Origin of the sequence: Bradyrhizobium shewense (genome assembly GCF_900094605.1) — a bacterium.
GTDB classification, from domain to species: Bacteria; Pseudomonadota; Alphaproteobacteria; order Rhizobiales; family Xanthobacteraceae; genus Bradyrhizobium; species Bradyrhizobium shewense.
In genome coordinates, this window is sequence record NZ_FMAI01000004.1 from 351229 (window position 1) to 376884 (window position 25656).

Annotated in this window: 24 protein-coding genes; 14 read left to right on the forward strand and 10 right to left on the reverse strand. The window is 65.0% G+C overall.

What is annotated here, in order from left to right; genetic code table 11:
- Positions 1-115: 115 nt before the first annotated feature.
- Together GA0061098_RS10640 and GA0061098_RS10645 are read right to left on the reverse strand one after the other, a co-directional pair.
- On the reverse strand, positions 116-3226 hold the full coding sequence (locus tag GA0061098_RS10640; protein ID WP_091956279.1) for an efflux RND transporter permease subunit: 3111 nt from the start codon (positions 3224-3226) through the stop codon (positions 116-118).
- Positions 3223-4329, reverse strand: a complete 1107-nt coding sequence (locus GA0061098_RS10645; RefSeq protein ID WP_091956280.1) for an efflux RND transporter periplasmic adaptor subunit — start codon at positions 4327-4329, stop codon at positions 3223-3225. The genes GA0061098_RS10640 and GA0061098_RS10645 overlap by 4 nt, the downstream gene beginning before the upstream one ends.
- A 192-nt stretch (positions 4330-4521) precedes the next feature.
- Here GA0061098_RS10645 and GA0061098_RS10650 point away from each other — a divergent pair, with 192 nt between their 5' ends.
- The 3 genes from GA0061098_RS10650 to GA0061098_RS10660 all read left to right on the forward strand — a co-directional run bounded on the left by GA0061098_RS10650 (position 4522) and on the right by GA0061098_RS10660 (position 6448).
- Positions 4522-5100, forward strand: a complete 579-nt coding sequence (locus tag GA0061098_RS10650) for a TetR/AcrR family transcriptional regulator (protein WP_091956281.1) — start codon at positions 4522-4524, stop codon at positions 5098-5100.
- 32 nt (positions 5101-5132) lie between these two features.
- Complete coding sequence (locus GA0061098_RS10655; protein WP_091956282.1) at positions 5133-5984, forward strand: alpha/beta fold hydrolase; 852 nt, start codon at positions 5133-5135, stop codon at positions 5982-5984.
- Positions 5985-6079: 95 nt separating this feature from the next.
- A complete protein-coding gene (locus tag GA0061098_RS10660; RefSeq protein WP_091956283.1) occupies positions 6080-6448 on the forward strand; it encodes a rhodanese-like domain-containing protein in 369 nt (122 codons plus the stop codon).
- 72 nt (positions 6449-6520) lie between these two features.
- Here GA0061098_RS10660 and GA0061098_RS10665 read toward each other — a convergent pair whose 3' ends face one another.
- Entirely contained in the window at positions 6521-7483 is a 963-nt protein-coding gene (locus GA0061098_RS10665) for a helix-turn-helix domain-containing protein (protein ID WP_091956284.1), read from the reverse strand.
- Positions 7484-7725: 242 nt separating this feature from the next.
- Here GA0061098_RS10665 and GA0061098_RS10670 point away from each other — a divergent pair, with 242 nt between their 5' ends.
- The 5 genes from GA0061098_RS10670 to GA0061098_RS10690 all read left to right on the forward strand — a co-directional run bounded on the left by GA0061098_RS10670 (position 7726) and on the right by GA0061098_RS10690 (position 14531).
- Positions 7726-8697: an ABC transporter permease gene (locus GA0061098_RS10670; RefSeq protein ID WP_091956285.1), complete on the forward strand. Its 972-nt coding sequence runs from the start codon at positions 7726-7728 to the stop codon at positions 8695-8697.
- Positions 8698-8735: 38 nt separating this feature from the next.
- On the forward strand, positions 8736-9752 hold the full coding sequence (locus GA0061098_RS10675; RefSeq protein ID WP_091956286.1) for a sugar ABC transporter substrate-binding protein: 1017 nt from the start codon (positions 8736-8738) through the stop codon (positions 9750-9752).
- 77 nt (positions 9753-9829) lie between these two features.
- Positions 9830-11947, forward strand: coding sequence for an ABC transporter permease (locus GA0061098_RS10680; RefSeq protein ID WP_091956287.1), 2118 nt, complete (start codon positions 9830-9832; stop codon positions 11945-11947).
- The gene (locus tag GA0061098_RS10685; RefSeq protein ID WP_091956288.1) at positions 11944-13038 is read left to right on the forward strand and encodes a hypothetical protein; all 1095 of its coding nucleotides are present in this window, start codon (positions 11944-11946) and stop codon (positions 13036-13038) included. The genes GA0061098_RS10680 and GA0061098_RS10685 overlap by 4 nt, the downstream gene beginning before the upstream one ends.
- Complete coding sequence (locus GA0061098_RS10690) at positions 13035-14531, forward strand: sugar ABC transporter ATP-binding protein (protein ID WP_091956289.1); 1497 nt, start codon at positions 13035-13037, stop codon at positions 14529-14531. Before GA0061098_RS10685 ends, GA0061098_RS10690 begins: the two co-directional genes overlap by 4 nt.
- Before the next feature lie 36 nt (positions 14532-14567).
- Here GA0061098_RS10690 and GA0061098_RS10695 read toward each other — a convergent pair whose 3' ends face one another.
- Entirely contained in the window at positions 14568-14792 is a 225-nt protein-coding gene (locus GA0061098_RS10695) for a hypothetical protein (protein ID WP_245323217.1), read from the reverse strand.
- Positions 14793-15235: 443 nt separating this feature from the next.
- On the opposite strand from GA0061098_RS10695, the gene GA0061098_RS10700 reads away from it, so the two are divergent.
- Positions 15236-15511 (forward strand): hypothetical protein, encoded by a 276-nt coding sequence (locus tag GA0061098_RS10700; protein WP_091956290.1) that lies wholly within the window; start codon positions 15236-15238, stop codon positions 15509-15511.
- Between the two features lie 12 nt (positions 15512-15523).
- On the opposite strand, the gene GA0061098_RS10705 is transcribed toward GA0061098_RS10700, so the two are convergent.
- Positions 15524-16318 carry an adenylate/guanylate cyclase domain-containing protein gene (locus GA0061098_RS10705; RefSeq protein WP_028142246.1) on the reverse strand — a complete coding sequence of 265 codons (795 nt, stop codon included), beginning with the start codon at positions 16316-16318 and terminating at the stop codon, positions 15524-15526.
- 238 nt (positions 16319-16556) lie between these two features.
- On the opposite strand from GA0061098_RS10705, the gene GA0061098_RS10710 reads away from it, so the two are divergent.
- Positions 16557-16736 (forward strand): hypothetical protein, encoded by a 180-nt coding sequence (locus GA0061098_RS10710; protein ID WP_091956291.1) that lies wholly within the window; start codon positions 16557-16559, stop codon positions 16734-16736.
- Between the two features lie 221 nt (positions 16737-16957).
- Here the strand turns inward: GA0061098_RS10710 and GA0061098_RS10715 are convergent, their stop codons facing one another.
- The 4 genes from GA0061098_RS10715 to GA0061098_RS10730 form a co-directional block, all read right to left on the reverse strand.
- The gene (locus GA0061098_RS10715; RefSeq protein WP_091956292.1) at positions 16958-18151 is read right to left on the reverse strand and encodes an adenylate/guanylate cyclase domain-containing protein; all 1194 of its coding nucleotides are present in this window, start codon (positions 18149-18151) and stop codon (positions 16958-16960) included.
- 114 nt (positions 18152-18265) lie between these two features.
- Positions 18266-18850, reverse strand: coding sequence for a HutD/Ves family protein (locus GA0061098_RS10720; RefSeq protein ID WP_091956366.1), 585 nt, complete (start codon positions 18848-18850; stop codon positions 18266-18268).
- Positions 18851-18923: 73 nt separating this feature from the next.
- The gene (locus GA0061098_RS10725) at positions 18924-19493 is read right to left on the reverse strand and encodes a DUF2087 domain-containing protein (RefSeq protein ID WP_091956293.1); all 570 of its coding nucleotides are present in this window, start codon (positions 19491-19493) and stop codon (positions 18924-18926) included.
- A gap of 248 nt (positions 19494-19741) precedes the next feature.
- Positions 19742-21838: an adenylate/guanylate cyclase domain-containing protein gene (locus tag GA0061098_RS10730; protein ID WP_091956367.1), complete on the reverse strand. Its 2097-nt coding sequence runs from the start codon at positions 21836-21838 to the stop codon at positions 19742-19744.
- Between the two features lie 311 nt (positions 21839-22149).
- Between GA0061098_RS10730 and GA0061098_RS10735 the strand changes: the two genes are divergently transcribed.
- The 4 genes from GA0061098_RS10735 to GA0061098_RS10750 are packed head-to-tail and all read left to right on the forward strand — an operon-like array spanning position 22150 to position 24694.
- The gene (locus GA0061098_RS10735) at positions 22150-22455 is read left to right on the forward strand and encodes a BufA1 family periplasmic bufferin-type metallophore (RefSeq protein WP_091956294.1); all 306 of its coding nucleotides are present in this window, start codon (positions 22150-22152) and stop codon (positions 22453-22455) included.
- Positions 22456-22498: 43 nt separating this feature from the next.
- On the forward strand, positions 22499-23416 hold the full coding sequence (gene bufB, locus GA0061098_RS10740; protein WP_091956295.1) for an MNIO family bufferin maturase: 918 nt from the start codon (positions 22499-22501) through the stop codon (positions 23414-23416).
- Complete coding sequence (locus GA0061098_RS10745) at positions 23406-24188, forward strand: HvfC/BufC N-terminal domain-containing protein (RefSeq protein ID WP_091956296.1); 783 nt, start codon at positions 23406-23408, stop codon at positions 24186-24188. The genes bufB and GA0061098_RS10745 overlap by 11 nt, the downstream gene beginning before the upstream one ends.
- On the forward strand, positions 24185-24694 hold the full coding sequence (locus GA0061098_RS10750; protein WP_091956297.1) for a DoxX family protein: 510 nt from the start codon (positions 24185-24187) through the stop codon (positions 24692-24694). Before GA0061098_RS10745 ends, GA0061098_RS10750 begins: the two co-directional genes overlap by 4 nt.
- A gap of 107 nt (positions 24695-24801) precedes the next feature.
- Here GA0061098_RS10750 and GA0061098_RS10755 read toward each other — a convergent pair whose 3' ends face one another.
- A complete protein-coding gene (locus tag GA0061098_RS10755) occupies positions 24802-25647 on the reverse strand; it encodes an SDR family NAD(P)-dependent oxidoreductase (RefSeq protein WP_091956298.1) in 846 nt (281 codons plus the stop codon).
- Positions 25648-25656 lie beyond the last annotated feature (9 nt).

Here is a 25656-nt window from a genome sequence, read left to right on the forward strand (position 1 = left end):
GGCGAAGGCGGGCGACGCGTTGCGCCGCCTTGAACGTTCGAGACACCGCTCGAATAGAAGCTTTCTTGCTGCGATCGGAAGACGCCAGCCTCCTCGGCCGGCTGATCAGATCGCCCTACTCGGCAGCCATCGCCGTTCGCAACTCCGGTTTGTCCGTCGAACTCTCAGGGATCTCATCCGCAGTCGGCTTGATGCGGAACCACGCGGCATAGAGCGCAGGAAGGAAGAGCAGGATTAACACCGTGCCGACTGCCGTGCCGCCGATCAAGGTATAGGCCATCGATCCCCAGAAGACGGAGTGTGTGAGGGGGATGAACGCCAGCACGGCGGCAAGTGCGGTCAGGATCACGGGCCTCGTGCGTTGCACCGTGGCTTCGATGACGGCGTGGTAGTCGTCGAGGCCTGCCGCACGGTTCTCCTTGATCTGTTCGGTCAGGATCAGGGTATTGCGCATCAGGATCCCGGCCAGTCCGATCAGTCCGAGAATCGCGTTGAATCCGAAAGGCTGGTTGAAGATCAGCAACGCCGGCACGACGCCGACGAGACCAAGCGGCGCGGTCAGCATGACGAGGGCCATCATCGAGAATGATCTGACCTGAAGCATGATGACGATCAGCGTTGCGGCGATCATGGCGGGAAAGATGGTCGCCAGCGCGTCATTGGCCTTCGTGGCCTCCTCGATCGAGCCGCCCGTCTCGATGCGATAGCCGGCCGGAAGCGATGCGATCAGCGGCTGAAGCGCTTTCACGATGTCCTTGGAGACCTCGGGAGGCTGGGTCGCCTCATTGATGTCCGACCGAATCGTGACGACCGGGGTGCGATCGCGGCGCTTCAGGATCGGCTCTTCGAGCTGGACTTCCGAATGGCCGATCTGGTCGAGCGGAATCAGACGGCCGTCCCGGCTCGTCAGCGAGAAGTCGGCCAACCGTGCCGGATCCAGCCGCTCGCCGCCGGCGCTGCGCGCCACGATCGGGACATTGCGAATGTCCTCGCGGACCTGCGTGACGGCGATGCCGGTCAGGAGGAACTGAAGCTGCCGCCCGACTTCCGCCGGCGAGAGGCCGATGAGGTTCAGCCGATCCTGATCTGGAATGAAGCGGAGCACGGGTGTGCGATTGCCCCAATCGCGATTGGCTTGTCGCACGTCGGGAACGCCACGCATGACCTCGACGGCTTTCTCAGAGAGCGCGTACAATTTTGCGGGATCGGGGCCCATCACCCGAAACTCCACCGGGAACGGCGTGTAGGGTCCGAAGACGAGCTGGGTGACGCGCACACGCGCTTCCCGGGCAAGGCCGTGTGATACCGCCTCCCGGAGCCGCTGCTTCAAAGCCTCGCGCGCCTCGGCGTCAGGCGTCAGTACGACGAGCTTGGCAAAGGCCGGATCGGGGAGCTCCGGCGCCATCGCGAAGAAGAAGCGGGGCGCGCCCTGACCGACATAGCTGGTGACGATCTTCGCCTCGGGCTGATCATGCAGCCAGCGTTCGAGCTTTTCGACGGCAGCGGTCGTCGTCTCGATGCTGGTGCCTTCCGGCAGGCGAACCTCGACGAGAACCTCGGGGCGATCCGACGTCGGGAAAAACTGCTGCTTGACCGCGCCCATGCCGAGGCCGGACAGCGCGAAAGCGATCACGACGAAGCTGCAGGTCAGGAATTTGTGGCGCACGGCGAAGGTGATGAGCCGCCGCAAACGCCGGTAGTTCGGCGTGTCGTAGATCGCGTGGTGGCCGCCCTCGACGGGTTCGATCGCGGGCAGCATCTTGACGCCAAGATAAGGCGTGAAGATCACCGCAACGATCCAGGAGACGATGAGAGCGAACCCGACGACCCAGAAGATGTTGCCGGCATATTCGCCGGCCGTCGAGCGCGCGAAACCCACCGGCAGGAATCCCGCGATCGTCACCAGCGTGCCCGAGAGCATCGGCGCCGCAGTGTGGCTCCATGCGTAGGCCGCCGCACTGAGGCGGTCCATGCCCTCTTCCATTTTCACCACCATCACCTCGATGGCGATGATGGCGTCGTCCACGAGCAGGCCGAGCGCGAGGATGAGGGCGCCGAGCGTGATGCGGTCGAAGAACCGGCCGGATTCGAGCATGATGAGGAACACGACGGCGAGCGTCAGAGGGACTGCGGCGGCCACGACGATTCCCACGCGCCAGCCGAGGCTGAGCAGGCTGACCAGCAGCACCACAGCGAGCGCCATCGCGAATTTGATCATGAACTCGTCGACCGCGGAGGTGATGTTCACGGCCTGATCGGTCACCTTGTCGAGCGTCATCCCGAGCGGCAGTGTCCGCGCCATGGCCGCGGACCTCTCTTCCAACGCCTTGCCGAGCGCCAGTCCGTTCCAGCCCTCCTGCATCACTGCCGCGAGCATGATCGTGGGCTCGCCCTGGTGCCGGATGATGTAGGTGGGAGGATCCTCGTAGCCGCGACGGACCTCGGCGATATCGGACAGCTTCAGGGTTCGTCCCGCAGCAACGATCGGCGTGTCGGCGATCGCCTGCACGCTGTCATAACCGCCGTCGACCCGGATGAAGACCTGTGGCCCGCTCGTGTCGATCGACCCTGCCGGGGTCACCGTATTCTGCCGCTGCAAGGCGGCAACGATATCCTGTGCCGACACGCCGAGCGTTGCCAGCTTGGGATAGGAAAACTCCACGAAGATCTGCTCGGGACGTTCGCCGAAAATATTGATCTTCTTGACGCCGGGCACATGCAGCAGGTCCTGGCGGATCACCTCCGCCTTCCTGGCGAGCTCACGCATCGGCATGCCCTTCGCCTTGAGGGCGTAGAGTGCGAAGCTCACGTCCGAATATTCGTCGTTGACGAAGGGGCCCAGCACGCCGGTCGGCAGCTTGCGCGCTTCATCTCCGAGTTTCTTGCGCGCCTGATAAAACTCTTCCTGCACGCTCGATGGCGGCGTGCTGTCCTTCAGCGTCACCGTCATGTAGGCATAACCCGGCCGCGTGGTCGTCTCCACCCGGTCGTACCAGGTCAGCTCCTGAATCCGCTTCTCCAGGGGTTCGGCGACCTGATCCTGCATCTCGCGTGCCGTCGCACCCGGCCATACCGTCGTGACCGTCAGGGTTTTGATGGTGAAGGACGGGTCCTCGGCCCGTCCGAGCATGAAGAAGGCGTAGGCGCCTGCGGCCGCCAGCAGGATGATGAAGAACAGGTTCACGGCCCGCTCGCGAACGGCGACCGCGGAGAGATTGAAGCTCATGATTTGCTCCCGCCGTCAGTGACGGTCCTGACGCGGGCGCCCTCGTGCAGGAGGTGAGCGCCGAGGGACACAATCGGATCACTGGAGCTCGATCCAGAGATGACGGCCGCTTCGCTGGTCACACGCAGAAGCTTGATGGGGCGAAAGTGTACGGTCGAGCTGGCGCTGTCGAACACCCAGACGCCGGTGGTCCTGCCATCATCGAGCACGGCGCCCAACGGCACCTGGACTTCCGACTGACTGTCCTGACTTGCGAGCCGAATGGTGACCGTCGCGCCAAGCGGTGCTGCTGCCGCCTCGCCGCCGAGCACGTAGCGGGCCTCGTAAGTCCGGGTCTGCGCGTCGGCAGAGTTCGACAATTGGCGCAGATGCGCCGCGTAACGGCGTCCATCGCTGCCATACAGGCTGGCCTCGGCGAGCGAGCCGATCGCCGGCCGGATCGTTTCGGGAAGCGCCACCACGGCTTCGCGAGGCCCGGACTGCGCAAGCCGAACGACCGTCTGGCCGGCCGAGACCACCTGGCCGGGCTCGCCAAGCGTTTGGGTGACCGTGCCGTCCGCGTCTGCCACCAGCACGGAATAGGTCGCCTGGTTCTCGGCGACCCCTGCCTCGGCTTCGGCCGCGGCGAGCTGCGCCTTGGCCGTATCCGAGGCGGCCTTCGCCTGCTCGTAGCGCTGTTTGGACGTCCATCCGTCGTTGACCAGGTTGGCGTATCGACGCTCATCCGCATCGGTCTGCACGACGGCTGCGCGCGCTGCGGCGACAGCGTTGCGCTTCGCCGCAAGCGCAAGGCGGAGGTCGGTCTCGTCGATCCGCATCAGCGGCTGCCCGGCCTTGACCTGCTCACCGACATTCACCAGCCGCTCGACGATCTTGCCGGCAACGCGAAAGCCGAGATTGCTCTCCACCCGCGCGCCGATGGTGCCCGTGAACCCGCGGTCGGATCCGCTCACCCGCGTGGCCGTCGCCAGGCTGACCATCGGCGGCTCCTGTCTCGGGTCGCTAACGGCAGAGGCGTTGGGGGCGAAAATGCCAAGACTGACGAACGTGGCCACCCCCGCCGGGATCAAAATACCGGCCAAAACGGCAACACCCCTTTTCATGACGGTCTCCTCTAGGATTTAGATTTCGTTCGAACTCTATATTGACTTAGCGCTCGATCGCAATCTAAATTCGCCTCCTGACGGAAACGTGATCTCAGGAAGCCACGGCGCCGTTCGAGGGTAACTTGATAGATGTCGTTCGAAATCTATGTTAAGCATAGATTTCGACTGAAATCCAAATGGAGGAGCACGATGCGCGTCAGTCGCGTTCAAGCCGCGGAGAACCGCCAAACCGTGATCAATGTGGCGAGTCGCCTCTTCAGGGAGCGCGGCTTCGACGGAATTGGGCTCAAGGATCTGATGGAGGGGGCCGGGCTCACCCAGGGCGCCTTCTACAAGCAGTTCGCGTCCAAGGAGGACTTGGCTGTCGAGGCGTCCAAGCGAGCGTTGGAGAGCGCTTCGGGCCGATGGTCGGACGCGGCCGCGCGCAATCCTGACGATCCGCTCAGCGCGGTGATCGGATTCTATCTCAGCGCAGATCATCGCGAAGAGAGAATGGAGGGCTGTCCGATCGTGGCCCTCGGTTCGGATGCCGCCCGGCAGGGTCCCGACGTCAAGGCCGAGTTCGAAGCGGGCATCAAGGCCCATCTCGACGTGCTCGGCCGCTTCATCGCCAAGGACGGCGGCAAGGGGTCGAGAGACAAGGCCATGGCCATTCTCGCGACGATGGTGGGCGCAGTGACGCTGGCGCGCGCGGTCAACGACACAGACCTCGCACGGGCCCTTCTGGATGCCGCGGCCGCGCTGGTCCGTGAAGCCGCCACCGCTTGAACGACGGCCCCCGCGAAACATGGAGAGATCGGATGCTTGACGTGAGCGAAGCCGGGCCGAGTTTGCTCAAATTATCGGAGAAGCTCAGTGTGCGTTTTCACAAGACCGGCAGCGGGCCTCCGCTGCTCCTCCTGCATACGATCCGGACGCAGCTCGAGTATTTCCGCAGTCTTGCGCCTCTCCTCGCCCGATCGCACACGGTGTACGCCATCGATCTGCCCGGCCACGGACACTCACCGATCGATCCGGACGCAAGCTTCAACGAGCCCTATTTCAGGCAGGCGGTCATACGCTTCATCGAGGCGCTGGACCTCTCGGATGTAACGCTCGTCGGCGAGTCGATCGGAGGTGCATTGGCTCTCACGGTGGCGGCCTCCCTCCCACACCGCGTGAAGCGGGTCTATGCAATCAACCCCTATGACTACGAAACCCGCTACGGGGACGGAATTCGACGTGGCAACTGGCTCGCGAACTTCATCATCGGAAGTCTGCAGATCCCGGTGCTCGGCGCGATCAACGCGTCGCTCGAAAACAAGATCGTTCTCGGCAAGATCATGGGCGGCGGATATCACGACCCGCGCAAGCTGCCGGCCGATCTGCTCGCCGAGTTCGACAAGGTGGCCCACCGCCCAGGCTACAAGCGGGCCGCACGCAAGGTGTTGGCGGGATGGCGATCCTGGAGCCAGGCCCGCGACTACTATCGGCAGATCTCGGCGCCGGTGACGCTCATCTATGGCGACAGCGATTGGTCCCGGCCCGACGAGCGCGAGCGCACACGGTCTCTCATTCCCAACGCGCAGGTGGTGACGCTCAGGAATACCGGCCACTTCTCGGCTGTCGAGAATCCGTCGGAGCTGGCTCGCGCGATATTGGGCGCGGAATGAGCGCATGATCAAGCAGGGCATGCTCCTCCAACAGAAGGAGGCGAAGCGCGACCGATATGCTATCCTCGCGGCGAGGCCACCAACGGAGACAACCCATGCCCACCAGCGTCAAGCAAATGCTCGAAGCCGCCAATGCGGCGGTCCCCAAGATCACATCGGAACAGGCCACTGACATGATCAAGAACGGCAACACGCTGGTCGTCGACGTTCGCGATGCGCCGGAGGTTGCGGCCAGCGGCAAGATCGCGGGCGCCGTGCATGTCTCGCGCGGGATGCTGGAGTTTCGCGCGGATCCGGAGTCGCCCTATCACGACAAGGCGTTCGACAAGAGCAAGTCCGTCATTCTCTACTGCGCGTCCGGCGGCCGGTCGGCGCTGGCGGGCAAGGTGCTGAAGGATATGGGCTACGAGAAGGTCTATAACGTCGGCGGCTTCAAGGACTGGTCGGGAGCGGTGGAGAAATAGAACACGCGGGCCGGCCGCCTGCCGGGCCTGGTTGCCGCCGAACGTCATCACCGGCGCTCGGCGCGCGCCGCCCTAATCAATCGACGTCATCTGCCGCCGGCGCAGCTCGGACGGGCTGTGGCCGAACTTCCTGCGAAACACCGTGCTGAAATGCGATGAGCTGCTGAAGCCCAGGCGATAGGCGATCTCGGTCACCGACAACGCGCGCAACTCCGGGCGCATCAGCGCGTCGTGGCAACGTTGCAGGCGGCGGTTCAGGATCCATTCGGACACCGACATCTCGGTCGATCGAAACAGGTAATGTAGATGGCGGAGCGAGACGCCGTTGCTCCTGGCGATCTTCTCCAGCGACAGATCCGGATCGGTCAGGTGCTCCTCGATCCAGGCCTTGACCGAGCGCAGGCGCGCGTTCCGCGCTGTCGCGTCCTCCGAGAATTCGTCCTTATCGCCCATGTCCAGCGCGAGCGCCAGAACGTCCATCAGCTCATGACCGAGCCGGCCTCGCGCCGTCTCCTCCAGGCTTGATGCCTCCGAGGCGAGCAGCGCGCAGAATTCGGCAGCGATCCGGCCCAGACCCCGCCCGGTCGCGATCGTCGCCGCCGACGGCATCTTTCCTTCGGCGAAGCGCGACGAAAACTCCTTGCGCGGAATCTCCAGATACAACGACCGGAATCGATCCGAGCACTCCAGATCGTAGGCGTCGGAGGCTGAAAAGATCGCACCAGTGCCCGGGCTGGTCACCAGGGTCTGGCCGGCCTGGAGCACGTCCATGCTGCCCTGCTGCAGAAACTGGACGTAGTAACAATCCTTGTCGAGCTTTGCGATGTGCCGGTCGCGCCGCGATATGCGCTGCTCCGACAGGAAGACGTCGCTCATCGTAACAGGGCCAAATTGCGCCTCGCGGATAAAGCCCTGATAGTCGGCCGGCTTCACCGCGTTCACGTCGACATGGACATAGTGGTCGCAGATCGCATCTTGCCAGGCCGCGAAGCGCTTGGCGGGGTCTAGCTCCTCGGTCGTAAACACGAGATCCATCGGCGGCCCGTTACGTCGAGATATATCTGTGCAGCGCACAAAAACTGCCGGCCGATCTTAGGTTCCTGTCAGCTTCGCGCAAGACTCTTTGCGCGCCAACGCAAAAGGTTTGCGCGTTGACGCAAGCCACCCTGAGGTCTCTCGCCTATCAAGCGCAAAACGAAATTTGGGACGGGGGGAGGCAAGCGCGCGCGGAGACGGCGATCCCGCACGCGCGATGCCGATCCCAGGGAAGGCAAGCGATGAAGCGCGTTCGGATCAGCCAACAGGAGATCGTGTTTGCGGTCTTCGCGGCACTCTTCCTGACCTTCTCGGTCTTCCTCAGCGGCTTTCTCTCCGCCGACAACATGCTGACATTGCTGCAGAACGTGGCGGTGCTCGGCATCCTTGGCCTCGCCATGGCGATCGTCGTGATCGGCCGCGGCATCGACCTGTCGCTGATCGCGGCACTCGCGGTCCCCGGCGGCCTCGTGCTGCAGATGGTGCAGAATGGGCATTCGCTGCCTGCCTCGCTGCTCGCCGCCGGCCTGCTGTCGATCGCGATCGGTCTCGTCAACGGCTGGCTCATCGCCTATGCGGAAGTGCCGCCCTTGTTCGCGACGCTGGCGACCGGCCTGTTCGTCGCCGGTCTCGGCCAGGCCGCCCTCTTCCAGCTCGACGTCGTGCAATGGAGCGAGGGCATGGCCGGGTTCGAGCGGCTCGGCCAGGGCAGCATCCTCGGCATCCCCACCTCGATCGTCATGTTCGCGATCGCCTGCGTCGTGGTTTTCATCCTGCTGCGCAAGACGCGCTGGGGCGCCTACATCTACGCGATCGGCGACAACCCGTTCGCCTCGCGCGTGACCGGCATCCCGTCGCGGCCCATCATCGTGCTGCAATATGTCCTCGCGGCGCTGATCGGCTGCTTTGCCGGCCTCGTGCTGGCGGCGTCCGTCAACTCCATGCCGACCCGGATCTTCAATTCGACGCTGATCTACGACGTCATCCTCGTCGTCGTGCTCGGCGGCATCGGCCTGTCGGGCGGGCGCGGCGGGGTCGTCAACGTCATCATCGGCACGCTCCTGATCGGAACGATGCTGAACGGAATGACGATCCTCAACATCCCCTATGCCGGCCAAAACCTCATCAAGGGCCTGGTGCTCCTGATCGCGGTGATCACGGACACGCTGCTCAACCCACGAAACGAAGAAACGGCCCAACAGGGCGACATCTGATCTGCCTGAAAAAACGCGTATCCACAAGGAGGAAGACAATGGCCAGCGTTCATAAGTTTGCGCTTGGAAGTATCGCCGCATTGGCGCTTTCAGCCAGCGCGGCTCCGGCCCTCGCCCAGCAGGGCCTCGACGAGCCGTTCCAGAAGCCTTTCCGCGAAGCGCTCGCCGGCAAGACCGTCGCCTACGTGCCGGTCGCGATGAACTTCGACCTGACGGAAGGCTGGTACGCCGGCCTCAAGAAGGAGCTCGAGCCGTTCGGCGTCAAGTTCGTCATTCGTGATCCCAACTGGAATACGAATGCCGGTGCGCAAGCCGTCACCTCGCTGATCTCGGAGAAGCCGGCGGTGATGGTGATCCACAATCCGGACGTCCAGACCTACGCAAAGCTGCTGCAGCGCGCCGAGAACGAAGGCATCTACGTCATCCAGATCAACATGGGCTCGGCCTATCGCAGTTCGGCCTTCGTCGGCGCCAACTGGATCGAGATCGGCGAGCGCCAGACCGAAGGCGTGGTGAAGGCCTGCCAGGGCAAGTCCAACAAGATCGCCATCATCCAGGGCGCGCTCTCCGCGGCGGCCAGCGCCTACACGCTCAAGGGCGTCGAAAACATCCTCGCCAAGCATCCCGAGATCAAGGTCGTCTCCAGCCAGGCCGCCGATTGGGATGCCGCCAAGGCCAAGGCGATCACCCAGACGGTGCTGAAGCAGAACCCGGATCTTTGCGGCATCGTCGGCTTCTGGGACGGCATGGACATCGGCACCGCCGCCGCGATCAAGGAAGCCGGCCTGACCGGCAAGGTGTTCCTGGCGACCTCAGGCGGCGGCGAGCGCAAGGGTGCGTGCGAGCTGGTGAAGAACGGCTCGTTCGATCTCAACATGAGCTACGACGTGCCGACACAGGCCGCGCAAATGGCCGGCACGATCAAATGGCTGTTGTCGTCGGGCGCCAAGCCGGGTTCGGTCAAGGGCTCGGAATACACCACGCTGATCCCGATCACGAAAGAAAACGCCGACACCCAGACGGCGTGCTGGAATCTCTCCGATCTCAAGAAGTGATCGCACACTAAAGCTGCGCGTTCCGTCCCTCCGGGTGCGGAACGCGCAACCTTGCTCATGGAATCAGCGGAAGGCAGATGCGCGAGACACTGACGAGGCTCCGATATCGCTACTGGCCGGACCATCTCCTCGGCGAGATCCTGTCCAAACGCTGGACCGAAACTGCCATTCCGGTGATCCTGCTGCTGATCGTCGGCTTCGCGCTCAGCCGCTCGCTCGAGCACTTCCTGTCCGCATCGAGCCTCGCCGATACCGCGCGGCAGGCCGGCGAGATCGGGTTCATCGGTCTTGGCATGGCGCTCGTCGTCATCGTCGGCGGCATCGATCTCTCGGTCGGCTCAATCTTCGCCCTGACGGATTTCTGCGCGCTCTATCTGCTCGACGTGCTCAATTGGCCGGTCCCCGCCGTGGTGGTGGTCACCATGATCGTCGGCGGGCTGCTCGGCGCGGTGAACGGCGTGCTGATCGGGTATCTCAGGCTGCGCGCCTTCATCACCACGCTGATCACGCTGATCATCTACCGCTCGGCCTACGATCTGCTGATCCAGCGCTATTCCAACGCCATCGCGTCGGCCTTCCCGGACATTCCGTCCTGGGATTTCATCGGCGGCCGGAGCGTGTTCGGCATTCCCAGCGTCGCCCTGGTCTACATCGTGATCGCGATCTTCGGCCACGTCTTCCTGACGCGTTTGCGGCCGGGCTGGCACATCACGGCGATCGGCGGCTCGCGCCGCTCGGCCTACAATTCCGGCATTCCCGTCCGCCGCACCATCGCGCTCTGCTATGTCGCGAGCGGCGTGCTGACCAGCATCGGCGCGCTGTTCTTCGCGGCCCGGCTCGGCACGGTCGGCGGCGATATCGGTGTCGGCTTAGAGGTGATCGTGCTGACGGCGACCGTGCTCGGCGGCATCACGCTCGGCGGCGGCAAGGGGTCGGTCGTCAAATCCATGGTTGGCGTGCTCGTCGTCCTGCTCGTCACCAACGGCCTGACCGCCATGAACGCGCGCGGCGGCGTCAACCGCATGGCGCTGGCGACCATCCTGCTGGCGGCCGCGATGGTCGACATCCGCTGGCAGAAGAACCGCACCCGCATCATCAGCAAAGTCTATGTTGCGCCGACCTATCACGCGCTGCCGCCACCGCCGCCGACCGAGATCGGCAGCGGCGGGCCGTTCGAGCAGAACGACAAGCTGCGTGACGTCTCGCTGATCGGGCTCGGACGGATCGAGGCGCCCGAGGACGTAATCCTCGACCGCAACGACGTGCTTTACGCCGGATCGCGGCACGGAGACATCATCCGCTTCTTTCCGCCCGATTACGAGCGGATGGAAGTGTTCGCGCATATCGGCGGCCAGCCGCTCGGCATGGCGTTCGACAAAGAGGACAATCTCTATGTCTGCATCGGCGGCATGGGCCTCTATCGCATCACGCCCGACGGCACCGTGGAGAAGGCCACCGACGAGACCAATCGCAGCATCTACTCCGTGAACGACGACAGCCGCCTCCGGCTTGCCGACGATCTCGACATCACCGACGACGGATTGATCTTCTTCTCCGAGGCCACGGTTCGCTACGAGATGGACGAATGGCCGGTCGACGGGCTGGAAGCGCGCGGCAACGGCCGCATCATCTGCTACGATACCAAGACCGGCACGACCCACACCGCGCTGCGCGGCCTCAAATTCCCCAACGGCGTCGCGGTCGCCAGCGACGGGCAATCCATCCTGTTCGCGGAGACGTTCGGCTGCTCGATCAAGCGCTACTGGTTCACAGGTCCCAAGAAGGGCGACGTCGAAACCGTCATGGACAATCTGCCGGGCTACCCTGACAACATCAACCTTGCCTCGGACGGCAATTACTGGCTGGCGCTGGTCGGCATGCGCAGCCCGTCACTGGATCTCGCCTGGAAGATGCCGGGCTTCCGCCGGCGCATGGCCAAGCGCGTGCCGGTCGACGAATGGCTGTTCCCGAACATCAACACCGGCTGCGTCGTCAAGTTCAACGAGCAGGGCAAGATCCTAGAATCGTTCTGGGACCTCAAGGGCCTCAATCATCCCATGATCACGTCGATGCGGGAGCATCGCGGCTATCTCTATCTCGGCGGCATCGCCAACAACAGGATCGGCCGCTTCAAGCTCGACAACGCCGATCCCGACTTCGTGCAGTACGACAAGCGCTGGGGGAAGTCGTCGTGATCGCCGCTATCAGCGAAATCGCCAACCGATTCCTCGGCCGCGGCGAGGCCGCCATCACCGTTCCGTCGTTCGACGGGGCGTTGAAGCCGAACCAAGCGCTCGAGCAGGCGGAGATCCTGCTCGAATGCGACGCGCCGGAGGATCTCTGCACGGAGGGCACGTCGCTGCTCATTGCCGACGGCGCACGTCTGACGCGTTTGACCGGAAACTCGACAACGACGGTCCGCACCTTCGAGCGGCCGATCTCGGCGCTGGCATCCCTGCCCGGTGGAGGCCTTGCCGTCGCACTCGGCGGCACGGAGGTCCGGCTCTATGACCACGCGGCGGCCGAGACGCCCAGGGCCGCCTTTACGCAAGGGCTGCACACCGTCAATGCGCTGGCTCCCGCGGCCGACGGGACGTTGATCGCGACCGACGGATCGTCGTTGCACGATGTCGGCGACTGGGCGCGCGACCTGATGGAGCTCGGCAGAACCGGCCGGGTCCTGCGGCTCGATCCGAAGACGGGCACAATCAGAGAGCTTGCCGCCGGATTGGGTTACGCTTTCGGCGCCATCGCTAGCAACGACGCGGTGCTCGTCAGCGAAAGCTGGCGGCATCGCCTGGTCTCGATCGCGCCGGACGGAAGCCGCAAGGATCTGCTGCGTCACCTGCCCGTCTATCCGTCCCGGCTTTCGCCGGCGAGCGGCGGCGGCTTCTGGCTCACCGCATTCACCGCGCGCACCCAGCTGGTCGAGTTCGTGCTCCGCGAGCCGGGCTATCGCCGCCGCATGATCGCGGAGATCGACCCGGAGTTCTGGGTGGCGCCGCGTCTGCGCTCCGGCAACTCCTTCAAGGAGCCGCTGCAGGGCGCCCACATCAAGACCATGGGCGTGATGAAGCCCTGGGCGCCGCCGCGATCGTATGGTCTCATCATCCGGCTCGGAGCCGACGGCCTTCCGCGCTATTCGCTCCACAGCCGGGCCGACGGCGTCAACCACGGCATTGTCGCGGCCGTGGAAGCCGGCAGCGACCTCGTCATGATCGCAAAGGGACCCGGGCGCGTCATCAGGCTACCGCTGGCATCCCTCGGCGAGGAGGCCCGCGCATGAACGACCTCGTCCTGTCGCTGTCGAAGGCGACCAAGCTCTACGCCGGCGTGCCCGCCATCGAAGGTGTCGATTTCGACTTGCGGCGCGGCGAAATCCACGCCCTGGTCGGAGAAAACGGCGCGGGAAAATCGACGTTGACCAAGGTCATGGCCGGCGTCGTGACGCTGACCTCCGGCGGCATGACCGTCGACGGCGTCGACGTCACCCCAAGGACTCCGCTGGAGGCGCGCAACCTCGGCATCGCGATGGTGTTCCAGGAGAACAGCCTGGTGCCGACGATGACGGTGGCGCAGAACCTGTTTCTCGGTCAGGAGAAATTCTACAACCGCCTGCGCGGCATCTACATCGCGGCCCAGCAATTCCTGCAATCGCTCAATTTCGACGTGACGCCGACGGCGACAGTCGGCGGGTTAGGGGCGGCCAAGAAGCAGATGGTCGAGATCGCACGCGCGGTCCTGCACAAGGCCAAGGTGATCATCTTTGACGAGCCGACGGCGACGCTGACGCCGGAGGAGAAGAAATACTTCTTCGATCTGGTCAAGGACCTGAAGAAGCGCGGGGTCTCGATCATCTTCATCTCGCATGCCCTCGAAGAGGCGCTGCTGCTCGCCGACCGCATCACGGTGCTGCGCGACGGCAAGCATGTCGTGACCGACGACGCCTCCCGCTTCGATCGGGCCAGCATCGTCCAGGCGATGGTGGGGCGCGATCTCTCCAACACGCTCTACGGCGCGCGCAAGCCGACGGTGCGGCCTTCGGGCAAGCGGGTGCTGACGGTGCAGAACCTGAAGATGGCGCCGATGGTGAAGAACAATTCGCTGTCGGTGTTTGCAGGCCAGATCACCGGCGTCTTCGGCCTCGTCGGCGCGGGGCGCACCGAGACATTCAAGATCGTCGCAGGCGTCATGAAGCGCGACTTCTTCCACGGCGGCGAGGTGATCCTCGAGGACAAGCCGGTACGCTACCGCGTCCCCGCGCCGGCGGTGCAGGCCGGCATCGCCTACGTGACGGAAGACCGCAAGGTCGAAGGATTCTTCGAGACGGCATCCATTGCGCGCAACATCTATCTCGGCCTGCTCGCCAAGTTTCCCAAAGGACGCACCTGGCTGTCACGACGCGAAAGCACGTCAACCGGAAAGTCCTGGATCGAGCGCCTCAAGGTGCGCGCCATCGGCGACGAGGCCAAGGTCGTCGAATTGTCCGGCGGCAACCAGCAGAAGGTCGTGATTGCCAAATCGCTGATCCAGGATCCGGAGCTGATCATATTCGACGAACCGACGCGGGGCGTCGACGTCGGTGCCATCGTCGAGATTCACGAGCTGATCAATTCGCTGGCCGACAAAGGCAAGGCGGTGGTCGTGATCTCCTCCTACCTGCCCGAGATCATGGCGCTGTCGGACCGCATCCTGGTTTGCAGACAAGGCAAGGTCGTCGAGGAGTTTTCCGCGCTGGAAGCGACCGAGGAAGCCATCATGTACGCGGCGATCCATTGACGGCCGCCACGTCGCTGCACAATCGACACGAGCCGATCAGGCGGAACGCGACATGGAGACAGGCTGCCGGCCTCGCTCACCCAGCAGCTTGCCGGTGGTGCTGTTGACGAAGTGCAGCGACATGCAGGCCGGGCACCTCACGGACACATAACCGTCCGCCGGCTCGGAACTCTCGGGCCGCTCGTCATCGATCCGATGCTGGACGTTTATGCCGGTGCGCGGGCACCTGAAGAGGATCTGGCGCTGCATGTCCTTATTCATGCGCCCGAACCGCAGCCGGCGAAATTGCGGATGTTTCCTTAGGGGCCCTCCCTGTGTTTGAGATGGGTCAATGCAAAGGGCCTGCTCACGCCTATGCTCTGCATGACATCGGCCGCTCCTGCTCCGGTGCCGAACGAAGCGGAGCCCGGACTCCTAGGCACTCCGGGCACCGCTTCGCAAGACGGGGACTGACCGACCGCGACCAGGGAGCCGGCTCGGCACGAGCGGCTTCGATGGAACCAGGGCAAAAACCGCGGGTTGAAATGGCGCAGCTCTGAACAGAACACGCCTCGGTGCTTTCAAGGAAGCCGGCGCTGATTGACGTCGTCCCTGTCGCCTGACCCGACCGACACGGCCGTACCGGACCGACACGGCCCGGGGGTACGGCCCTCCGCCGGAAACAGGACACCATCGGGACGACCGCCACGATCAGGAGAGCAGCCATGATATCCGCCAACGTCGACGATCTGACCGCAGTTGTGCGCTACGCGCTCGAAACCACCCGTGCGACCACGGTCTGCCCTTTCCACGATGAGGTGATCGTCCGCGTGGGCGACGACGCCGCCGAGAGCCATGCCTACGAACGCGCCAAGCGAATCCTCAGGAGCGACGGAACGGCCTTCGAGGCAGACGCTCTCAGGGAAGAGATCGGCCGCCAACTCGCCGCCGCCGCGGACGGACGATGCCCCAAATGCGACCGGACCGATCCGAACAGATAGGCCTCAATTCCTTCAATCCTCCACCCGAAACAGCCGCCACCGCTCCGGCACGCCCTTGAGCTGATGCACGCCGTGATCCCTGAAGCGGATCTCCGACTGCGCCATCAGGTCCTTGACCGCGCTCGAGACCAGGACTTCGCCGGCGCGCGCTTTGGCGGCGACGCGCGTGCCGATGTGAAACGCGAGACCGACCATCTCGCCCCCGCTCACACTGTACTCGCCCGCATGCAGCCCGACCCTGATGTCGAGCCCCAGCGTGCGCACGGCCTTTTGAATCGCGGTCGCGCAGCGGACGCCGGAAGCCGGCGCCTTGAATGTCGCCAGCACGCCGTCGCCGGTCGTCACCACTTCCTTGCCACGCGTGCTCTTCAGCTCCTTGCGCACCGCTGCGTAATAGTGGCCCATGACCTTGGTCCAACGCGCATCGCCGAGCTTTGCCGCCTTTTCGGTGGAGCGGACGATATCGACGATCAGGATGGTGGCGAGTGCCTGCTTGAGCTCCGCGCTCCGCTCGGCGGATCGGCGCCGGAGCGCGATCGGCCCGGCTAGCGGCTCGTAACGGTGGCTGCGGCGCCGGGCGATGGCGGCTTTGGCGTAGTCCTGGGCGCGCTGCGTCGTGCCGCAGCGAACTGTCTTCTCCTGCGGCAATCGCGTCCAGTAGACCCTTCGTCCATCGCCGGCGCCCTGCACCTCAACGGCACCCCACTTCAGGAACACCGCCGAGCCGACGCGCCGAACGCACCACGCCTTCGACGTGTAGCCGGATACGTTGGACTGCAGGACTCCGATGCGAAGGAATTTGGGCATGAACGTGCGGCCAATTTAAAAGACCGTTTGGGGTCTTCGGGGCGGAAGCCTATTCGTACAATCCTGCATCGGCAATAGGGGCTTCCCAAGGCTGTCGGCGGCACCTGACACCAGGATCGTGCTGACAGTGCCTAAACGCGAGCCGCCCGTCCATTCGTCGGTCGAGAGTTTTCACTCGTCCAAGCAACGATCAGCCTTCAGACGTGTTCTTCCGACATCAGACACGGTGAGGCGCGCCATGAGCAAGGATGACGGACTGAAGCCTGACGACTTCCCGATCGAGGCCGACAAGGACAAGCTCAGGACACGCAAGGGCGAGCCCGTCGCCTCGGCGGAGTCGGACAAGATTGCGGACCAGATCGCCGAACGTCTGAACGAGCACGCGCACCAGGAAGAGCAGGATTGTTGGTCCGCGTAGGCGTTACGGGGTGCCACCCCAGGGCCTTGGCCTGCACCGGTCTCACAGTTCCGGCGAATGGCGGCCTCGGCTCGACCTCCGCCCCCTTGGACCGCGAGCCGGGGCTGCCTGATCCCAGGCAAACCCAGGGCGGCCAGCAGGCGATGCCGAACTCGGGCTCCACCGGAGCGAACCGCAAATAGATGAGCCGCTGGCAATTCGTCCTGGGTGGGGCAGTCGCCCTACCCGTGATACGCGAACAGCTCGATCGGATCGCTGAAGCCGCGGACCTCGTGCTTGCCGACGTGCTCCAGCTCGAACTTCTCCTCCACCAGCTCCGCAAAGTCGCGTGACAGCAGCACCGTTCGTCCGAGCTGCTTGGTGAGGGCTTCGAGGCGGGAGGCCATGTTGACGGCGGGGCCGATCACCGTGAAGTCGAGCCGGCTGGTCGAGCCGATATTGCCGTACATGACGTCGCCGACATGGACGCCGATGCCGTAGTTCAGCGGCGCGCGGCTGGTCGCACGGTTCCGCTCGTTCAGCGCTGTCATGGCCTGACGGGCCTCGGTCACGGCATGGAGCAGGTTCGCGCAGGCATCGGGCTCATGAAGCGGGAAGATGGCGAGCAAGCCGTCGCCGATGAATTTCAGGATCTCGCCGCCGTGCCGCGCGATCGGCTCGGACATCGCGTCGAAATAATCGTTGAGCAGGTCGATGACGTCGTCGCGCGGCCAATTGTCGGAGATCTTGGTGAAATCCCTGAGGTCGCAGATCATGATCGCGGCGCGCACGGTCGTGCCGGTGCCGCGCCTGGTGGCGCCGGCCAAGATGAGCTCGCCGGCATGGGAGCCGACATAGGTCTCGAGCAGGGTGCGCGCCAGCCGGTTCTTGATGCGGATCTCGCTGACCAGCGCCAGCACCGGCAGGACCTTCTTGAGCGCTGCGATATGCGCCGGATCGAAACCACCGGGTCGGTCGGTGGCAAAGGTGACGATGTGCCGCTTGCCGAGCGTGTGGTACAGCGGCCAAGCGACGTAGTCGGTCAGGCCCAGCGTCCGCATCTCGTTGTAGAGAGCGTGCTTGCGGCCGAGAGATGAATCCTGCTCGAGCCTCTCCCGCACCTCGGCGGCACCATCATGAATCTCGTTGGCGGGACTGCCGATATACTCGGACCGCTCACGGACGTCGTAATCCACCCGTGCGATCTCCGCCCCAGTCATTCCGTCGGACCAAATCATCCGGGCGCCGAGCCATTGCGGATGATTGATCTGGACGTGAAGCGTCGCCCGCTTGAGCGGAATGCCTGCCTGCTGCAGCCGGATGGACATCTGCGCGAAGATATTGTCGATGAAGCGCTCATCGCGCGTGCCGTTGGTCAGCCAGTCGACGACACCGTCGACTTGCGTGGCGGGGGCGTGGTTGTCTTGCGCGGTCATATCCTGCCCTTCACGGCGGTCTGCATCAGGGCAGATATCGTGCCCCGGCTCCGCCGCGTCAACCTAGCCAGTTGCATGGATTGAGCGCATCGGGCTGTCGGGGCTGTCGCCCGCTTAACCGACGATCCGGATCGACCCCAGCACCACCGGACCCGAAACGAGCGCGAGCCTCGATGCCTCGGTCAATTCGATCCTGAGCGTGCCGTTGCCGGGGATGGCAAGATCCTCCCCATCGAGGCGGATGCGGCAATCGCCGTGCGGTGCGTAGACCAGATGCGTGCCGGCAGGCAACGATCGATCGCCGGCTTCCCTGAGCGCTTCGAGCTCGATCTCCACGGCGCCGCGCCGCGCCATCAGGTTGACGACCTCGACCGGCCCGGCGTGAAGCTCCGTCACGATCTCGAGCTCGCCGGTGAAGCGCACCGTCGTAAAAGGTTCACGCTCGTCGAATTCCTGGCCCGGAGCCTTGAGCACCAGCCCGCGCCCACCGACCACCATCTGCAAGCGGTCGATGCCCGGCATATGGGAGAAGGGACCGGGCGCCACGATCGGCGTGCTCGCAAAACGCCAGAGCAGACTGCTCCAGTCCTTCACCGCTGCGTCAGCGCAATGTGCATCCGCGATATCGGTGAAGATGCCGCCGCCGTTCTTCCAGGGCGAGCGGGTGTAGTCTTCAGGTCTGAGCAGAGTTGCCTTCATGACGGTCCTCGATGCGATGGCGATGCAGGGAAGCGCGTTCGCCCGGCGGGCGGCAATGCGTCCGGATTTGCGGTCATGTCGCAGCTTCCAATCGTCCGGATGCACCGGCCTTGAGATGACGCAGAAGCGCTGCGGCATCCACCGGCGGCCGACGCTCGACCCTGCGATACGCGCGCCCGTCGGCCGTGCGGGAGACCAGGCCGTGATCGCACAGCGCGCGGCGGAGCAAGGCATCGTCGGCGAAAGCGTGCTGACGATTCAGCAGCGTCTTCACTTCCGCCTCGGCCAGATTGCTCCGCGGCGGGAAGCCGGCCCACAACACCCAGAGGCTCAACTGCTGCAGGCTGTGGCGGGCCGGCCAGCGCAACAGCCTGCCGTGGTCGTCGAAATGGCGCGCGGCGCGCTGCACGCGCTTCAGATCGACCGCATCGACTTGTGGTGCCGGCAAGCCGCGGTCATCCACGGCAGTGCCGACCGCACGCGCGCGGAAATGCTGATAGTTCCTGTGCCCCGTCGCACGCGCAAGAATGTTGAGCAGCTCGACGTGACCGGGTGGTGACGTGCGCTCCAGAAGCTGGGCGCGCAGGGATTTCGCGAGCGCGGAGATGTCGCCCGCAACGAATTCAATGGGGGTTCTGGTCATGACCAATCCTCGATGTGCCGATCCACAGATGGATTGTCGGAGGTCACCGGCTTACGACGCGGCACGAGGTTTGGTGTCGATTCGATTTCGCCTTGCAGGTTTAGCTTCCCTCGCGGGACGGTGACGCCTGGGTGAACTGCAGACCCGGCCAGACCCTTACTATAGACGCCCGGCGAGCTCAAGGGCCTGGCCCGTCGGATGCGCGGACGCCGTGATTGGTGCGCCGGGTGTCCCGGACTCCGACGCCGCTATTTCGAGGTCAGTGCCGCCACGGCATGCCAGGCGACATCGGGCGCAGCTGCAGCGAGCTGCCGGCAACGCTCGCGCATCAGCTCGGCGGGACGATCGTGGCCGCGCCGTTTCAGCACAACCTCGAAATCGGCGAGCGCATCGGCAAACCGCCGCGCGCGATAGGAGGCAAGGCCGCGCTCGTAATCCGCGATCCAGCCGATCGCCTCGCCGTCTATGGCGTCCCCGTCCACGATCCCGATCAGCTCGTAAACAGAGAATCCCTCCTCCCGGCCGTAGACCGCGATACTATCGACCTCGCGCGTGACGACGGCGCCGCGCGCCAGACGTTCGGTGGCCTCGCCGATCAGTATCTGCGTGCCATAGACTTTGTTGGCGCCTTCGAGCCGGCTGGCGACGTTCACGGCATCGCCGATCACGGTGTAGTTCAGCCGCAGCTCCGAGCCGATATTGCCGACCAGCATGCGGCCCGAATTGATGCCGATCCGGATCTGGATCGGCTGGCCGAGATCGTCGGCCAAACCGGACTCTTCGATCGCCCTGCGACAGGCGAGCGCCGCGCGGCAGCATCGCGCGGCGTGATCGCCTTGCGGCTGCGGCGCACCCCAGAACGCCATCACGGCATCGCCGATGAACTTGTCGATGGTGCCGCCATTGGCAACGATGATCTCCGAGGTGACGTCGAGATAGCGCGACAGCAGCGGCACCACGCGATCGCCCAGCCGCTCGGACAGCCCGGTGAAGCCGGCAATGTCGATGAACATCACGCTGAGCTCCTGGACACTGCCGCCGGGCTTTGCCTCGACGCCCTGGCGCAACAGGCCACGGACCAGATCGGCCGGGATGAATTTGCGGAAAGCCGACAATCCGGCCGCCATCTCGGCGATCGCTCCCGACAGGCTCGCGATTTCCTCGAGCCGCGAGGGGTGGCGGCGGACCTGCTCCAGCGCGAAGGATTCGACATGGCGAAGCTCGCCGACGACACGCGACAGCGGCGCGGCGATGACGGACCGCGCCAGCATCGCCGAGGCCAGCGCCGCGAGCACGGCGCCGATGGCGAGACCGAGGATCAGGCGGTGCAACGTCGTCTCGACCGGCCCGAGAAATTCGGCCTCCGGAATCACGGTGGCGAGCGACCAGCCGGGGAACGGCAGCGGCGTCAGCGCAACCTCGTAGGCCGCGCCGCCGGAGGTGAGCCGGCTTCGCCAGGCCTCCTTGCGGCCGTCCTCGCCCGCCTTGTCGAGCGCAGCGCGCGCCAGCGGCAGCAGCGTCGTGTCGCCGCGCGCCGGATGGAGCTCGTCGGCCTCCTTGTCCGGCGCCGCGACGAGCTCGCCGCTTCCGTCAACGATGAAGGCAGTCCCCGTGCGCCCGACCTCGAGCTGCGACAGGAAACGCGCAAGCCTCGTGTATTCGATGATGACCGCCAGAACGCCTTGCCGCTCCTGATAGACGTCGATCGGCCCCGCGAACGCGATCGACGGCCGCTCGCCGGTCGCATGGTCCATCACCCTGAACCATTGCGGCTCATCCGCGGTCAGCCCGGCCTTGAACCAGGCTTGATCGGCGACATGAAATCCGCTCGGCTCGAACCGGCGATTGGCGAATTCGATGTCGCCGGGCACCACGTCATATTCATCGACGCGGCGCTGGCCCGGATGATCGGTCAGCGAGATCTCCATCATCTCCAGGCGGCGATCGCCGAGCTTGTGCGCGGCGAAGAAGGAGCCGTCGGGCCAGCCGAAGGCGACCCAGGAAATCGTCGCCTGCGACTGCAATTGCGACAGGAACACGAATTCCCGCTTGTCGGCCTCGCGGGTGTCGAGCACGTTCTGCAGGAACAGCGTGCGGATCGCGGTGTGCGCGGCGCGCGCCTCGTCGACGATGGCCGAGACCTCCTTGCGCACCGCCGCAACGATCTGCTCGTTGATGGTCGCGGCGAGTTGGCGGCTGGTCGCCTCCGCCGTGCGCCACCACAACAGGCTGGAGAGCGCGGCCGTCAGCAGGATCGCAGCGAGGACCAGCGCGGACACCGCAAGGCGGATGCTGACCGTTAGCCCAGCGAGCGCATGAAGCCGTCGTTCGGGATCAACCTTCATCGCTGTCTTCGCCTGCCGGTCCATACGAGCCACTGACAGCTCTACGCCGCCGGCGCTCGCCCGTTACGTCTGGCAGAAAATGGACGCGCGCCGCCAATGCCCGGTGGCTACCGTCTCGATAGACCCAAGGCATTGGCCTTGGGCGGACGCTTGCCCGCTAATGGCGGCCCAAGCGCACCGGCGGTGCGCCCGATCCAAACGGTCTCACGGGTTCGTGAGCAGTCTCGCCGTAACGCGGGCTGCGCGCGCAACGAAGGAGACCATGCGCGCGTCGCCTGCCAGGCGATGCCATCTCGAACAGGAGAATCTCGATGTCTGCCAAACATGCTGTCACCTCGCTCGTCCTCGCCGGCGCGGTCTCGACCGCGCTCGCGACCCTCGCCGCCGCCGGGCCGCTGACCAAGGCCGAGGGCGAGGCTGCCGTCGCCGCCAAGAAGGAAAAGTGCTTCGGCGTCGCGCTGAAGGGCCAGAACGACTGTGCGGCAGGACCGGGCACGACCTGCCAGGGCACCTCGACCGTCGATTTCCAGGGCAACGCCTGGAAGTTCGTGCAGGGCGGCACCTGCACCAGCATCGAGCTGCCGGGCGGCAAGAAGGGTTCGCTCAAGCCGGTCTGACGGCCGACGCGACGTCGCCAGCGAGCACGAACGGAGCAGCACGATGAGCACGGTGATCCAGCCGACCCGACCAGCAGCCATGCCGCTCCGCTTCGCAACGCCCATCGGCGGCGTTGCCGGGACGAGCTTCAAGCCCGAGCATCTGCCCGCAATCCTCGAGGCCGGACCTCGGCGTGGCTTCTTCGAAGTTCACGCCGAGAACTACATGGGCGCAGGCGGTCCGCCGCATCGCGCGCTGGAAGCGATCCGGCGCGACCATCCCCTGTCGCTGCATGGCGTCTGCATGTCGATCGGCGGACCGCGGCCGCTCGACAAGGCGCATCTGGCGCGCTTCCGCGGCCTGGTCGCACGCTATCAGCCGGCGCTGGTCTCCGAGCATCTGGCGTGGTCGACCCATGAGACCAATTTCTTCAACGATCTGTTGCCACTGCCCTATACCGAAGCGACGCTGGCTTGCGTCTGCGACCATATCGACCAGGTGCAGGAGGCGATCCGCCGTCCGCTGCTGCTGGAGAACCCCTCGACCTATGTCGCCTTCCGCGAATCCTCGATGCGCGAGACCGAGTTCATCCGCGCCATTGCCGAGCGCACCGGCTGCGGGCTGCTGCTCGACGTCAACAACGTGTTCATCTCCGCCACCAATCAGGGCTATTCGGCGCTCGACTACCTCGCGGACCTCCCGCTGTCGCATGTCCAGGAAATTCATCTTGCGGGCCATGCCGAGCAGGCCGACGACGAAGGCTATCTGCTGTTGATCGACAGCCATGACGGCCCAGTCGCGGACGCCGTCTGGAAGCTCTATGAGATCGTCATCCGGCGCCGCGGCGCGGTGCCGACGCTGGTCGAATGGGACAGCAAAATTCCGGACTGGCCGGTGCTGCAAGCGGAAGCCCTTGCCGCACAGGCGATCCTCGACCGTCATCAATCCACAGCAATGGCAGGAGAGCGTCATGCCGCCTGAACCTGGTCTGTCCTACGCCGCCGCGTTCGCACCGGCGCTGTTGGATCCCACGCGCAGGACGCCTGCGATCGTGACCGGCCCGAACGGCAAGGCGGCCGGCCGACGCTACGATGTCTACCGCAACAACGTCACCCTCAGCCTGATCGACGCGCTGGCGGCGGTCTACCCGGCGGTGCAACGCATCACCGGCGCCGAGTTCTTCCGCGCCATGGCGCGCTTCCATGTTCGCAGCAATCCGCCGACCTCGCCGCTGCTGTTCGAGTATGGCCGCGACTTTCCGGAGTTCATCGCAGCCTATGAGCATGCGCAAGATATGCCCTTTCTCGCCGACGTCGCGCGCATCGAGCGGGCCTGGCTCGACTGCTACCATGCTCGCGATGCCGTCCCGCTGCCGGCGGACCGGCTGTCGGCGGTCACGTCCGACCGTTTGGCCAATTTGACGTTCGTTCCGCATCCGGCGACGCGATGCCTGCGCTCGCAATACGCGGCCGTGACGATCTTTGCGGCCAATCGCGACGGTGCACCGCTTCTGCGCATCGATGCCTCGACGCCGGAGGACGCCCTGATCACACGGCCCGAATTCGACGTCACCGTGCGCCGCCTCCCGCCCGGCGGAGCGGTCTTCGCGGACGGGCTGATCTCGGGGCGGCCTCTCGGCGAGGCCGCGGCGTCGGCTCTGGCCGCTGCGCCCGAATTCGACATCGCCGCGAACATCGCCGGGCTGATCGAAGCCGGCGCCTTCATCTCGCTCGCTTGCGGAGACCCATCATGATCACGGACCAGCACATGACCACCGAAAGCGGACTGCCGTCGCCTTGGCTGCTCGTCGACAGGGCCAATCGTCTGATCCAGACGCTTGCGACGCCGTCGCTCGTCCAGCTCGTGCTGCGCGTCGCGCTGGCGGTGCCGTTCTGGCGCTCGGGCATGCTCAAATGGGCGGGCTTCCTCAGGCTGAACGACACCGCGGTGACGCTGTTCAGCGACGAATTCATGCTACATCTGCCCGGCGGGCCCTATCACTTTCCGGCACCGACCGTGATGGCGTTCCTTTCAGGCTCCGGCGAGATCATGTTCCCGATCCTGCTGGTGCTCGGACTAGGCACCCGGTTGGCCGCGCTCGGGCTGCTGTTCATGACTGTCATCGTCGAGCTCACGGTGCCCGACGGCTGGCCGATCCACCTCACCTGGGCGGCGATGGCGCTCGGCATCATGGCTCACGGGCCCGGCAACATCTCGCTCGATCATCTGCTCTGTCGCGCGCGATCGCGCGCGCGATAAGGACGCGCAAGTCCGTAGCCCGGACGGAGCGCAGCGCAATCCGGGTCAACTCGCGCGATGAGGCAGCGGTCCCGGATTACGCTTTCGCTCCATCCGGGCTACAGGCCTCACATCCCGCTCAGGCCACTATCGACCGCCAGCGTCTGCGCGGTGATGTAGACACTCTCGTCCGACAGGAAGAACAGCACGGCATAGGCGATCTCCCACGCCGTGGCCTGGCGGCCGAACGGTGCGTGGCCCTTGCCGCGGTTGGGACGGCCGGCGCCGGCTTCGCGGCCGTTCGGGGTGTCGACGAGGCCGGGATAGACGAGGTTGGCGCGAATGCCGCGGCGCGAGCCGAGATGAGCGATGTTGCGCATCAGGCCGCCGAGCGCGGCTTTCGATGAATCGTACACCGCCATCTGCGATCCCGCCTTCAGCGCGGCGATCGAGGAGATGAAGACGATGGCGCCGCCATCGTCGAATCTCGGCAGCGCGGCGCGGCAGCACAGCATGGGGCCGCGGACATTGACGTCGTAGATCCTGTTCCACTCCTCGGGGCTGACGTTATCGAGCCCGGTCTTGCCGAAGGTGCCGATGTTCAGCACCATGCCGTCGAGGCCGCCCATGGCGCGATGGGCTTCCTCGATCATGCGCTGGACGTCGGCCTCGGATGTCACGTCGGCCTCGATCGCAAACCCTTCGCCCCCCTCATCGGTGATCTGCTTGACGGTCTGCTGAGCCGAGGCATGGTTGAGATCCGCCACTGCAACCTTCGCGCCCTCGCGTGCGCACAAAATGCTCATGGCACGGCCGTTGCCGATCGGATCGGTGGCGGCATCGAACACGCGCTGGCCGCCGCCGACGATCAGGATACGGCGGCCTTTCAGCCGCCCCCTGCGCGGCGCCTCACCGAGCGATTCCGCGCTCGGCGGACGAACATAGCGCTCCGGCTTGTTGTCGGTTTCCGTCATCGCGACCGC